The 12,406-nt window shown below is 63.1% G+C and carries 12 protein-coding genes; 7 read left to right on the forward strand and 5 right to left on the reverse strand.

What is annotated here, in order from left to right:
- Positions 1-7 precede the first annotated feature (7 nt).
- The 7 genes from H2Z84_RS18300 to H2Z84_RS18330 all read left to right on the forward strand — a co-directional run bounded on the left by H2Z84_RS18300 (position 8) and on the right by H2Z84_RS18330 (position 7,176).
- Entirely contained in the window at positions 8-409 is a 402-nt protein-coding gene (locus tag H2Z84_RS18300; protein WP_181837223.1) for a YMGG-like glycine zipper-containing protein, read from the forward strand.
- Positions 410-697: 288 nt separating this feature from the next.
- On the forward strand, positions 698-1,183 hold the full coding sequence (locus H2Z84_RS18305) for a MarR family winged helix-turn-helix transcriptional regulator (protein ID WP_181837224.1): 486 nt from the start codon (positions 698-700) through the stop codon (positions 1,181-1,183).
- Positions 1,180-3,249, forward strand: a complete 2,070-nt coding sequence (locus tag H2Z84_RS18310) for an FUSC family protein (protein WP_181837225.1) — start codon at positions 1,180-1,182, stop codon at positions 3,247-3,249. The genes H2Z84_RS18305 and H2Z84_RS18310 overlap by 4 nt, the downstream gene beginning before the upstream one ends.
- Positions 3,246-3,449, forward strand: a complete 204-nt coding sequence (locus tag H2Z84_RS18315; RefSeq protein WP_059285457.1) for a DUF1656 domain-containing protein — start codon at positions 3,246-3,248, stop codon at positions 3,447-3,449. The genes H2Z84_RS18310 and H2Z84_RS18315 overlap by 4 nt, the downstream gene beginning before the upstream one ends.
- Positions 3,450-3,451: 2 nt before the next feature.
- A complete protein-coding gene (locus H2Z84_RS18320) occupies positions 3,452-4,333 on the forward strand; it encodes an efflux RND transporter periplasmic adaptor subunit (protein WP_181837226.1) in 882 nt (293 codons plus the stop codon).
- Positions 4,330-5,772: an efflux transporter outer membrane subunit gene (locus H2Z84_RS18325; RefSeq protein WP_181837227.1), complete on the forward strand. Its 1,443-nt coding sequence runs from the start codon at positions 4,330-4,332 to the stop codon at positions 5,770-5,772. Before H2Z84_RS18320 ends, H2Z84_RS18325 begins: the two co-directional genes overlap by 4 nt.
- 225 nt (positions 5,773-5,997) lie before the next feature.
- The gene (locus H2Z84_RS18330) at positions 5,998-7,176 is read left to right on the forward strand and encodes a GGDEF domain-containing protein (protein ID WP_181837228.1); all 1,179 of its coding nucleotides are present in this window, start codon (positions 5,998-6,000) and stop codon (positions 7,174-7,176) included.
- Here H2Z84_RS18330 and bluB read toward each other — a convergent pair.
- Genes bluB through cobJ form a run of 5 tightly spaced genes read right to left on the reverse strand, consistent with a single transcriptional unit; the run spans position 7,161 to position 12,382 of the window.
- Positions 7,161-7,823 (reverse strand): 5,6-dimethylbenzimidazole synthase, encoded by a 663-nt coding sequence (gene bluB, locus H2Z84_RS18335; RefSeq protein WP_181837229.1) that lies wholly within the window; start codon positions 7,821-7,823, stop codon positions 7,161-7,163. The genes H2Z84_RS18330 and bluB overlap by 16 nt on opposite strands.
- The gene (locus tag H2Z84_RS18340; RefSeq protein WP_181837230.1) at positions 7,820-9,112 is read right to left on the reverse strand and encodes a cobyrinic acid a,c-diamide synthase CobB; all 1,293 of its coding nucleotides are present in this window, start codon (positions 9,110-9,112) and stop codon (positions 7,820-7,822) included. Before H2Z84_RS18340 ends, bluB begins: the two co-directional genes overlap by 4 nt.
- Position 9,113: 1 nt before the next feature.
- Positions 9,114-9,716, reverse strand: a complete 603-nt coding sequence (gene cobO, locus H2Z84_RS18345; RefSeq protein ID WP_181837231.1) for a cob(I)yrinic acid a,c-diamide adenosyltransferase — start codon at positions 9,714-9,716, stop codon at positions 9,114-9,116.
- Between the two features lie 30 nt (positions 9,717-9,746).
- Entirely contained in the window at positions 9,747-10,847 is a 1,101-nt protein-coding gene (locus H2Z84_RS18350; RefSeq protein WP_181837232.1) for a CobW family GTP-binding protein, read from the reverse strand.
- Positions 10,844-12,382: a precorrin-3B C(17)-methyltransferase gene (gene cobJ / locus H2Z84_RS18355; protein WP_181837233.1), complete on the reverse strand. Its 1,539-nt coding sequence runs from the start codon at positions 12,380-12,382 to the stop codon at positions 10,844-10,846. Before cobJ ends, H2Z84_RS18350 begins: the two co-directional genes overlap by 4 nt.
- Positions 12,383-12,406 lie beyond the last annotated feature (24 nt).

Consider the following 12,406-nt stretch of genomic DNA (forward strand, 5'->3'; position numbering starts at 1 on the left):
CCAGTCCATGAAAACCCGAATCCTGATCCCCGCGCTGTTGGCGCTTTCCTTCACCGGCATGGCTTATGCCGATGCTTCTGCCATCCTGGGTGGTGCGCTTGGTGGTGCGGTGGGTGCTGCCGTTGGCCAGTCCATCGGTGGCCGTAACGGTGCCATCATCGGTGGCGCAGTGGGTGGCAGCGTAGGCACTGCGCTGGCCTACCAGCGTGATGACTACCGCGCTTACCGCCCGGCACCGGCGCCGGTACCGGTTTACCAGCCGGTGGCTTATGTTGCCCCTGTGCGCTATGTCGAGCCGCCGCGTTATCCGCACTGGCATGAAGACCGACGTGAGCCATACCGCGATTGGCATGATCGCGGATGGCATGGCCGTGGGTGGCGCGACGGTTATTATCGTTACGGCGATTGAGTGTCGCCACAGCAGACCGAGCCCTGAGCAATCAGGGCTTTTTCTTTTTGCGCAGCGCATGCACATTTTTACTAGTGTTGATAAGCGGCACGGTCATCTGTTGTTTTCCAGGTGATGGCCTGGCCATGCACTGATCTCTGGTCAGTTGGCAGAGCCTGGCTCACACTCTCGCTCCGCTGGGTGATGGCTGTCGCTTACCGCTGTCTGGATGACGATAAAGTGGTTGCCTGTCGGGCTTGCTGTTCCTTATAATTGATTAGCAATCAAATCATTCACATGCGAAGCATTATGAACAGTGTAGATTTACTACGGCTTGGCATCACCAGTGCCATCATGCACGCCGGGCGCAAATGGCGGCATATTTCACAGGATGTGGTGTTTGGTCATGGCCTGACCGCGCCTTGTGCCACGGCGCTGATTTTCATCGGCCGCCTGGGCGAGGGCATCAACCAGATCGCGCTGGCCGAGGAAATCGGCATCGAAGGACCATCGCTGGTGCGGGTGATCGACCAGCTGGCTGCAGATGGCCTGGTACGGCGTGAGAAAGGCAAGGAAGACCGTCGCTCCAATACCTTGTGGTTCACCGAGTCGGGCAGGGCACTGACAGCCAGGATAGAGGCCGAGCTGGTGGCTTTGCGCACGCTGGTATTCAAGGATGTGACACCGGCTGATCTGGAAGCCACCTTGCGGGTGTTCGCGGCGGTGGAGTCCGCCTATCAGCGGCCGGGACTGGTGGCCGAACTGGCAGCCATGGCTGGCCAGGCACGCACATGACGCTGCCGGGCTGGCGTGACTGGCTGTTTTCGGCCAAGGCCTTTGCTGCAGCCATGCTGGCGCTGTACCTGGCCATGGCGCTGGAGCTGCCGCGGCCATATTGGGCCATGGCCACGGTGTATGTGGTATCGCATCCGCTGACCGGGGCCACCCGCTCCAAGGCGGTATACCGTATTGGCGGCACCTTGATCGGAGCATCGGCCGCCGTCATTCTCATGCCGCTGTTTGTCAATGCGCCCACCCTGCTAAGCCTAGTGGTGGCGCTGTGGACGGGCACGCTGCTAAGCGTCTCGCTGCTGGATCGCACCCCGCGCAGCTATCTGTTCATGTTGTCGGCCTATACGCTACCGATGATTGCCTTGCCGGCGCTGAACAGTCCGGAAGGCATTTTCGATCTGGCACTGGCGCGCAGCGAGGAAATCCTGGTGGGCATCCTGTGCGCCAGCGTAGTGTCAGCGCTGGTGTGGCCGGGCAAGGTGGCGCCCATTTTCAGCGCGCGTATTGGCAGTTGGCTGGGTGATGCCCGCGACTGGGCTTGCGAGCTGCTGCAGCAGAGTGATGCCGCCAGCCAGCCCGCACATGCCAGCCGCCACAAGCTGGCGGCGGATATCCTGGCGCTGGATCAGTTCATCTCTCACTTGTCTTACGACACCACCAGTTTTGCCATGGTGAAAAACGCCCGCGAACTGCGCGGCCGCATGAGCATGCTGTTGCCGATTTTGTCGTCGCTGACCGAAACCAAGCAGGCATTGCTGCGCCAGCAAAACGGTGTGCCCAGCGGGCTGAGCGAGCTGATGCACGAGGTGGCACGCTGGATGGCCAGCCCTGATCTGGCCCATCTTCGTCGCGAAGCACCCTTGCTGCAACGGCGTCTGGCAACATTGAAACAGCAGATCGCCAGCGGCGACAGCTGGCAGGCACTGCTGATTGCCCACGGGCTGGCGCGTTTGCAATCGCTGATCAACCTGTGGCTGGACTGCCGCTTATTGCAGCAACTGATCGCCGAAGAGCATCCTACTTTCCAGTGGAAAGCGGCTTATCGTCATTGGCCGGTGGGCGGCACGGCGCGCCATTACGATTACGGCATGATGGCGTTTTCCTCGCTGCAGGCTTCTGCTGCCATATTCCTGGCATCCCAGTTGTGGATTCAGCTGGGCTGGACCGATGGTTCCGGTGCCGTGATCATGGTGGCCATTGCCTCCTGCTTCTTTGCCGCGCTGGACGAGCCCGCGCCGATGATGCGCACCTTCCTGATCTGGGCGCTGGTCAGCATCGTGCTGACTACCGTGCTCTTGTTCATGGTGATTCCCGCGGCCTATACCTTTGAAATGCTGGTGGCGATGCTGGCTGTCCCGTTCTTGCTGGTAGGGACGCTGTTTACCCGGCCGCAATTCACCATGATTGCCATGATGCTGACGGTGAATACCGCCACCTTTCTCAGCCTGCAAGGCGCTTACGATACTGACTTCACCGCCTTCTTCAATGGCAACGTGGCTACCGTGGTGGGCGTGTCGTTTGCGCTGCTGTTCAGTCTGCTGGTTCGTCCCTTTGGCATCGAGCTGGCCATCCGTCGGCTGCGTCGTGCCAGCTGGCATGACCTGGCCGAAACCTCGGCGGGCCGCCGCCTGGAGGATTATTCCCAGCTCACCGCACGTATGCTGGACCGGCTGGGCCTGCTGATTCCACGGCTGGCCGCCAGTGGCCACGACCAGTTGCCACAAGTATTCAATGAGTTGCGCGCCGGCTTCAGTGTGTTGCATCTGCAGCGGGATGAAAATGCCCAGGCCGGCCCCGCCGGGGTGGCGGTGCAGCAGGTGCTGGACGAAGTCCAGCGGCATTACCGCCAGGCGCTGCAGCAGCGACAGCAGCCACAGGCCGATGTCCGCCTGTTACAGCGTATCGATGCCGCGCTTAATCAGCTGCTGGCAAGCGGCCGCCGTAGTGATCATCACCTGCTCACCGTGCTGAACGCCCTGGTTGAATTGCGCATTACCCTGTTTCCGGCTGCCGGCAACTATGCCATGGCAGCCAGCTCACCCTTGCCTGCAGGAGGCTCGACGCCGTGATCGGTGAAATCGAAATCTACGGGGTGTATTTCCCCAGCCTGCTGATCCTGATGGTGCTGGCCTTTGGCGTTACCGCCGGCCTGCGCATTCTTTTGGGTCAGCTGGGCTTCTACAAACTGGTATGGCACCGTTCTTTGATGAACTTTGCCTTGTATGTGATTGTGCTCGGCGGTTTCGTCGTGCTGACTCGCGGATGGTAATGATGAAAAAGCTGATAGGTAAAGCAGGGCCGGTGGTGCTGACCCTGATCGTGGTGGTGGCGGCCGTGCTGGTGGGGCGCTACCTGTGGGATTACTACACCAATGCGCCGTGGACGCGGGACGGCCATATCCGTGCCGACGTGGTGCAGATCGCCCCGGATGTGTCCGGGCTGATTACCGAGGTGAAAGTCACTGACAACCAGCTGGTGAAGCGCGGCCAGGTGTTGTTTGTCATCGACCGCGCCCGCTACGCACTGGCACTCAAGCAGGCCGAAGCCGCACTGGCACAGCAGAGCGCCGGGCTGCTGCAGGCAAAACGCGAGGCCGCGCGCAACCGTGGCCTGAGTGATCTGGTAGCCAGAGAAAACATCGAGCAGAGCGAAGCCCGTGTGCAACAGGATGAGGCCAGTGTCGCCGCCGCCGCAACTGCGGTGGAAGTGGCGCGGCTCAATTTGCAGCGCACGGTAGTGAGCAGCCCGGTGGATGGTTATCTCAACGACCGCACCCCACGGGTGGGCGATTATGTCAGTACCGGCAAGCCAGTGTTATCGATGGTGGACGCCCATTCCTTCCATGTGGATGGTTATTTCGAAGAAACCAAGATGAACCGGGTACAGGTCAATCAGCCGGTGGAGATCCAGATCATGGGCGAGACGCACAAGCTGCGCGGCCATGTGCAGAGCATTGCTGCCGGCATCGAAGATCGTGACCGCAGCAACGGCGCCACCTTGCTGCCCAATGTTAACCCTACCTTCAACTGGGTGCGGCTGGCCCAGCGCATTCCGGTGCGCATTACCCTGGATGAAGTCCCGGCCGACTTCCGCATGATCGCCGGGCGCACCGCCACCGTGGCCGTGGTGGCCGGCAAGGGAGGCCAGCAGTGAGCCGTCTTTATCCTGCCAGCCTGCTGCTGGTGCTGACTACGCTGGCTGGCTGCACCACCGTGGGCCCGGATTACCAGCTGCCGGCCAATTCCGCCATGCAACGTCAGGCAGCACAGGGCCGCTTTGCCAATGCCGATGGCCGGCTAAGCTCCAGCCAGCCAGTTGCCCCACGCTGGTGGCAGCTCTACCACGACCCGGTGCTGAACCAGCTGGTGGAGCAGGCGCAACAGGCCAATACCGATTTGCGCGCTGCCACGGCCAATCTGCAAAAGGCCTTGGCGGTGGCGAGCGAAGTCAGTGCCGAGGCCGGCCCGCATGCAGCGCTGGCGGCGTCGGCCGAGCGGGCGCGCATCTCCGGCCAAAGCATGTTGCTGGACGTGCCGTTACCGGTGAGCAATCTGGGTGACGAGGGCATCCGTGTGGCTTACCAGCTCGACTTGTTTGGCAAGCTCAGACGCGGCGACGAGGCTGCCGAAGCCAATAGTGAAGCCAGTGCCGCCGCCCGCGATCTGGCCCGCATCACCGTCACCGCCGAAACCGTGCGCAGTTATCTGCAGATATGCTCGGCCAATCATGGCTATCAGGTATTGCAGCGGCAGTCTGCCTTGCAGCAGAAACAGCTGGAACTGACGCGCCGCCTGGCCAGTGCCGGCCGGCTCACCGCCACCGATGTGCTGCGCGCCCAAGCCCAGGCCGACAGCGTAGCGGCCGGCCTGCCGGCCTATCAGGCCCAACGCGACGCTGCGCGTTACCGTCTGGCCATGCTGCTGGGGCAAACCCCGGCTGAAACCCTGCCACCTGCAGCACTGTCCTGCGCGCAGGAGCCACAGCTGGCGCAAGCCATTCCGGTAGGTGATGGCCGGACCTTGCTGGCGCGGCGGCCGGATGTGAAGCAGGCCGAGCGCAAACTGGCGCAATCCAGCGCCATGATAGGCGTGGCTACTGCCGAGCTGTATCCCAGCATTACTTTGGGGGCATCGGCTGGTTTTACCGGCTTACTCGAAGATGTTGGACAGCGTTCCACCCAGCGTTTCGGCTATGGTCCGCTGATCAGCTGGACCATTCCCGACAGCGGCGCACGCGCCAGGGTGACGGCTGCCAAGGCCGATAATGCGGCGGCACTGGCGCACTTCGATGGCGTGGTGCTCAATGCCCTGCGCGAGGTGGAAACCAGCCTCAGCCTGTATGGCAAGGATTTGCAGCGGCTGGCTTTGCTGCGCACGGCGCGTGACAGTGCCAGCCAGGCCGCCGCGCAGAATCGCCGGCTGTATCAGGCAGGGCGCTCTCCCTATTTGTCCAGCCTGGATGCCGATCGCACTCTGGTCAGTAACGAAATGGCCGTGGCCAGCGCGGAAAGCCAGCTGGCACAGGATCAGGTCAATCTGTTCCTGGCGCTGGGCGGCGGCTGGGAAGAGGGCAAGCCCCAGGCTGCTCACTAGGCCACAAAGACAAGCCCGGCTTGGAGACTGTTAATGCCGCAGGTCACCTTGACCGGGCTTGTTTGCGAGATTTTCGCTGGCAGCCCAGGCCACAGCTGCACACGGCCCAGACCTTGTGGATGCAAGATGCTGGCAATTAATGCCAGATGGGTGTGATTTCTGTTGTGCCGGCTTGGTCACGCGTATAGCATCTGCCATCGCCGTCTTTCGTCCGGAATCCCTGCCATGTCCGCACCTGCCAGCGTTCCCGTGTTGTTGCCGGTTTTTCTGGTGACCGATATTTTGTGCGCCTGCATCCTGGTACAGCTACTGGCCCTGCGTAAGGCCGGGGTGGCGGGCACCCGCAGCTGGATCGCTGCCAACATCGCCATGGTGGCCTACCTGCCGGCACTGGGCCTGCGCACCGTGCTGCCACTGGTGTTCAGCGTGGTGCTCAGCAATGGCTTGGGCCTGCTTGCCGCCAGCCTGTTCTATATTGGTTGCGCCCGTTTCCTGGGTCGGCCCAGCTATGGCCGCTGCTGGCTGGCATTGATACTCTGCGCCCTTGGCGGCCTGCTGTGGTTCACCCTGGTGACGGATGTGATCCGGCTGCGCGTCATCATCGCCTCGGGCGGTATTGCCGTGGTGTTTGTTGCCACCGCTTATCTGCTGTGCCGTCACCGTCCGGCTGGTCATGGGGTAGCGGTGTACTGGCTGGGGGCGTTTTGCAGCATGGCCACGGCCTTGCTGCATACTGCGCGCGCCATCTATTACGGTGCTGGTTTGGGCAATCTGTCCGACCTGTTTGCCAATACTCCGGCCAATGTGATCTCGATGAGTCTCACCGCCGCGCTGGTTCCCGGCCTGTCCATGCTGGCGGCAGCCATGGTGCAGCAACAGTTGCTGAGTGATGCCACCTGGCGTGCCGAGCGCGATGGCATGACCGGCACCCTAACCCGGCAAAGTTTCGAGTCGCGCATCGTGGCCGACCTGCAGCGGGCCACCATCACCGGCGATGCCTTTTGTTTTGTGCTGGCGGATCTGGACTTCTTCAAGCGCATCAACGACAACCATGGCCACCAGACCGGTGATCGGGTGCTGGTGGCTTTTACCGAGCTGATTCGCCAGCATGTGCGTGCTGCGGACTATATCGGTCGCATGGGTGGCGAAGAGTTCGGCATTGCGCTACCGGCCACACCACCGGCCGAGGCCATGCGCGTGGCCGAGCGCCTGCGTCAGGCGGTGGCCGGACAGTGCATCGTTACCGATAGCGGCAGCCTGCGCTACAGCGTCAGCATGGGCCTGGCCATGCATGCACAGCGCGAGACCTTTGCCGATTTATACCGCCATGCCGACCAGGCCCTGTATGCGGCCAAGCAGGCCGGGCGCGACCGGGTAGCGGTTTATGCTCAGGATGCCGCTTGAGCGGCACTGAGCGGACTCCAGCCGTTTTCAAACACCAGCTCAGCCAGGTTTTGTCGCTGCGCCCAGTTTTCCTGTTCCAGCATGGGCTTGTCGTAAAAAGCCTCGACATGGCCGATGCACAGGATGGCCACCGCCTTGGCCTCGGTCGGCAGGCCCAGCAGTGCGCCCAGCCGCTGCGGGTCGAATAGCGATACCCAGCCCAGGCCAATGCCTTCGGCGCGGGCGGCCAGCCACATGTTCTGGATGGCGCAGGCAATCGAGCAGATATCCATTTCCGGCAGGGTGCGGCGGCCAAATACATGGCGTTCGCGCCCATCCATCAGTGCGGCTACCAGCACCTCGCCACAGTCGAGAATGCCCTCCACCTTCAGCTTCATGAACTCTTCTTCCCGCTGGCCCAGTGCCTTGGCGGTGGCTACCCTTTCCACTTCCACCTCGGCATGCAGTTGCTGGCGCAGGGCGGTGTCCGTAATGCGGATGAAGCGCCAGGGCTGCATGAAACCCACGCTGGGAGCCAGGTGTGCGGCCTGCAGCAGGCGTTGCAGCAGGGCCGGGTCCACCGGGTCCGGCTTGAAGTGGCGCATGTCGCGCCGTTCGCGGATGGCGCGGTAGACGGCGTCGATGTCGGCTTGGGGATAGGCATTCATGGCAGGAACAATCTGGTGCAGGCCGCAGGGTTGGACGGGAAGTAAAGATGCAGATAACTGGCCAGCAGGCTGCCGTGGCGGTATACCGCCTCGCCCGGCCCGCTACCGGTAGCGCGGCTGGCATGGGTGAGCGGGGTGATGGGCGTATCCAGGCTGGAATAGTGAAAAGTGTGGCCACGCAGCACTGCGCCATCCAGTTGCAGTTGTTGCAGACCCAGCGCGCTCAGGCGGCTATTCAGCCGGGCATGCCCGGGCAACAGGCCCAGCATCTGTCCGCTTTGACCCTGTTTGTCGGTCAGGCTGTCCAGCAAATACAGCATGCCGCCACATTCGGCATGCAGCGGTTTGCCTGCTGCCACGTGAGCATGCAGGCTGGCGCGGCTGCTCTCTGCACCGGTCAGTGCGGCCAGATGCAGTTCCGGGTAACCACCGGGCAGCCAGACTGCATCGCAGTCCGGCAGGGCATCGTCGGCCAGTGGCGAGAAGTAATGCAGCTCGGCTCCCATTGCCTGTAGCGTCTGGATATTGGCCGGGTAGATGAAGCTGAAGGCGGTATCGCGGGCGATGGCGATGCGCACGCCGTCCAGCAGCCGTGGCAGGCTGGGTGCCGTGGCAGGCTGGAAGGCCACTGCGGGTGGCAGATCGGCCAGACGGGTGGTGGCCAGCTGGGCGGCGGCGCGCTCCAGCCGTGCTTCCAGATCGTCCACTTCCTGCGCCTGAACCAGGCCCAGATGGCGCTCCGGCAGGCCCATGTCCTGCTGGCGCATCACCGCGCCCAGATAATTGAGGCTGGCGGGCAGGGCGGCGGTGAGCATTTCTGCATGACGGGCTGATGCCACCTGATTGGCCAGCACACCATAAAACGGCAGGCCGGGGCGGAAGGTGGCCAGACCATGCGCCACCGCGGCAAAGGTTTGCGCCATGCCGGCCGCGTCGATGATGGCGGCCACCGGCACGCCGAACAGCTGGGCCAGGTCGGCACTGCTGGGGGTGCCATCGAACAGGCCCATGCTGCCTTCGATCAGGATCAGGTCGGCCTCGGTGGCTGCGGCATACAGGCGCTGGCGGCAGTCGTCCTCGCCATTCATCCACAAATCCAGCGCATACACGGTGTGGCCGCTGGCCTGTTCCAGCACATAGGGGTCGAGAAAATCCGGCCCGGTTTTGAATACGCGCACCTGTCGACCCTGCTGGCGGTGGTAGCGCGCCAGGCCTGCCGTCAGTGTCGTTTTGCCCTGATGCGAAGCCGGGGCGCTGATGAACAGCGCCGGGCAGTGGCGGATGGCCATGTCAGAACTCCACGCCCTGTTGCGCCTTGATGCCCTGTTCGCGGAAGGGGTGCTTGACCAGTTTCATCTCGGTGACCAGATCGGCCGCATCAATCAGCGCCTGCGGCGCATGGCGGCCGGTAATCACCACATGCAGATTGGCCGGGCGAGCCGCCAGCGCCGCCAGTACCTCGTCCAGCGGCAGGTAGTCGTATTTCAGCACGATGTTCAGCTCGTCCAGGATCAGCATGTCGTAGTCGCCGCTGTTCAGCATTTCCAGTGCGGCCTCCCAGCCCTGGCGCGCGGTGGTGATGTCGGCCTCGCGGTTCTGGGTGTTCCAGGTATAGCCCTCGCCCATGGTGAGGAAATGGCAGTTGTCGAAGCGGCTGAACAGATCGCGCTCGGCGGTGTGCAGCGCGCCCTTGATGAACTGCACCACACCCAGCTGCATGCCGTGGCCGATAATACGCAGGCCCATGCCGAAGGCGGCACTGCTCTTGCCCTTGCCGGTGCCAGTGTGGACGATGAGCAAGCCTTTTTCCTTGGTGGCGGCGGCTTTTTTCTTTTCAAAGCCGGCCTTGCGCTTTTCCACCATGCGCTGGTGGGCGGCGGCGTCGGTTTTCATGGTCTTGTCCTTGTCTGATCAGGCTGGCGCTTACTGCCAGTGGGTGCCGGTTAATGTCTTGAGCAGCTCCACAATGCGCGGTCGGCTGGGGTGGTAGCCGATGAACACCAACTGCGCCTGCCATGGCGTAGCGCTGTCCGGCTCCTGTTGCAGTTGCACGCGCTGGCGTACTGCTTGCAGCGTCAGCCGGCCCTCGCCATCGGCACTGGCTGCATGGCCCTTGATGCGCAGCAGCGCTTCTTCGCGGGCAATGGTCTCGATGGCACTCAGCAGCCGGGCCGGGTCTTGCACGTCCTTGCTGCGAATCAAAAACGACTGCCAGCCCGGGTCCTGCTCGTGAAAATGCTTGTGCGTGGCCAGACCGTGGCTGTGGGCAGCCAGTCCGCCGTGGCTGTGACCGTCCAGCAGCGCCTGGTTGGCCAGCGGGCGCAGATTCAGTGGCAAGCTGGAGACCGGGCCGTAATGGCGGTGGCCGCTGCCGCTGACTTCGTGCAGATGCAGGCCCAGCGTCAGCCGGGTGTCCAGTTTTGCCTGATAGGCCAGCTCGATGAAGCGGATGGACGAGGCCAGCTGGCGCACTGTGCTTTCCGCTTGCAGCATGGCGTCGTCGTCAAGCTGGTCTATCTTGTTCAGCACCACGATGTCGGCGTTTTCCAGCTGCTGACGGAACAGGCTGGCCACCGCGTCGTCCTGCTGGCCGTGGCCGCTGTCAAAATCGCCCGCCAGCAGCAGCGGGGTGTCCACTACCGCCAGCGTGGCATCCAGCACAAAGCGCTCGGCCAGCTCAGGGCCTTGCAGCTGCTCCATTACCGCGCTGGGCAGGGCCAGCCCGGAGGTTTCGATCAGCACATGGTCGATCTGCTGGCGGCGCTGCCACAAGGCCAGCATGGTGGGCAGGAAGTGTTCGTCGTCGTCGTAGGCCACCAGGCCATTGGCCAGATCGTGAATCTCCACCCCGGCCTTGTCGTCCGTGCGCAGGATGGTGCCGTCGATGGACACCTCACCAAACTCGTTGACCAGAATGGCCAGCCGCCGTTGTTTGCTGTCGCGGATCAGATTGGACAGCAGGGTGGTTTTGCCCGCGCCCAGAAAACCGGTGAGCACGGTGACCGGAATGCGCGGGCTGCTCATGCCAGTTGCTCCAGTGCGGCCTGCAGGCTGGCAAAGTCGGCAAAGCTGGCCGGGTAGTCCAGCTGTGGACGGTCTACCACGATAAAGGGAATGCCCAGTGCAGCTGCCGCTGCCGCTTTTGCACCATAGCCACCGGCGTCACCCGACTGCTTGCTGATGACGCAGTTGATCTGCCAGTCGCGCCACAGGGTTTCATTGGCCGCCTGCGAGAACGGGCCTTGCATGGCACATAAGCGGGAACGTGGAATGCCCAGGTCGATGGCGCGTTGCAGGTGTTGCGGGTCCGGTGCCAGTCGTACAAACCATTGCTTGTCGGCCGCACCCTCGGCCTGCACGAAGCTGGCCAGCTCCTTGCTGCCGGTGGCCAGGAAAATGCGCTGGCCGTGCTGCATCGCCAGCTTGGCTGCTGCGGCCATGCTGCTGCAGTGAATAGCCGGGTGCTGGTCGACAGCGCTGGGGCGCTCGTAGCGCAGATAGGGCAGGGCCAGCTCGCGTGCCAGCGCCATCAGCTGTTGCGACATTTCGGTGGCATAGGGGTGAGTGGCATCCACGATGCAGCGTGCCTGGCTTCGTTGCAGCAGCTCGCGGCGACGCTCCACACCCAGCCGCCCGCTGATGCTGGTGAGGCCGGGGCTGTCGGCGGCGACGATTTCGGCACCGTAGTCGCTGGCCGTGCTGACAATCACCGGCTTGCCGCCTGCCGCCAGCTGGCGCGCCAGCGCATTGCCGTCGCTGGTGCCAGCAAATACCCAGGCAGCGGTGCTGGGCAGGCTGTCGGCGGTAATGGTATCGGCGGTGTTCTGCCAGTTGAAGTAGCCGCGCGGGGTGAACATCCAGTTGCGCTTGCGGCGGGTGAAGCGGTTGCCGATCACCAGCGAGGTGAGCATGTTGAACTGGCGGGTGCGCAGCTCGGCCAGCGTGACGATTTCCACCGTCTGACCTTCGCGGTAGGCATTGTGCACGATGCCGCACAGGGTTTCCGGCCGCTTGTGTTCCAGCATGATGTCCAGAATGCGGTACACGCCTTCCTGCCGCTGTTTGCTTTGCACGTTGTAAAACACCACGGCCAGATCCGCCTCTGCAATATGGCGGGCGCGGCTTTCAATCCACTCCCAGGGACACAGCAGGTCGGACAGGCTGAGGGTGGCAAAGTCGTGCGACAGCGGCGCGCCCAGCAGCGAGGCGCAGGCATTGGCCGAGGTGATGCCGGGGATCAGCTGTACGTCGAAGGTGTCGTCTTCGCGCATGTCTTCGTAGGCCAGCGTGGCCATGGCGTAAATGCCGATGTCGCCGCTGGAAATCAGCGCCACCGTTTTGCCGGCGCGGGCTTCGGCCAGTGCCAGCTGGGCGCGGTCGCGTTCCTGGGTCAGCGGCAGGGTGCGGATATCCTTGCCGGCAATCCACGGCTGGATCCAGGTGAGGTAAAGGTCGTAGGCGACGATGACGTCGCTGGCGGCCAGCGCTTGTTCCACCATGGGCGGGATCAGTTCGCGGCTGCCGGGGCCGACGGAGACAAGGTAGAGTTTGCCGGTCATTGTTTTGTGCTTTCTGCTGCGTGC

The sequence above is a fragment of the Aquitalea aquatica genome (assembly GCF_013911085.1).
GTDB lineage: Bacteria > Pseudomonadota > Gammaproteobacteria > Burkholderiales > Chromobacteriaceae > Aquitalea > Aquitalea aquatica.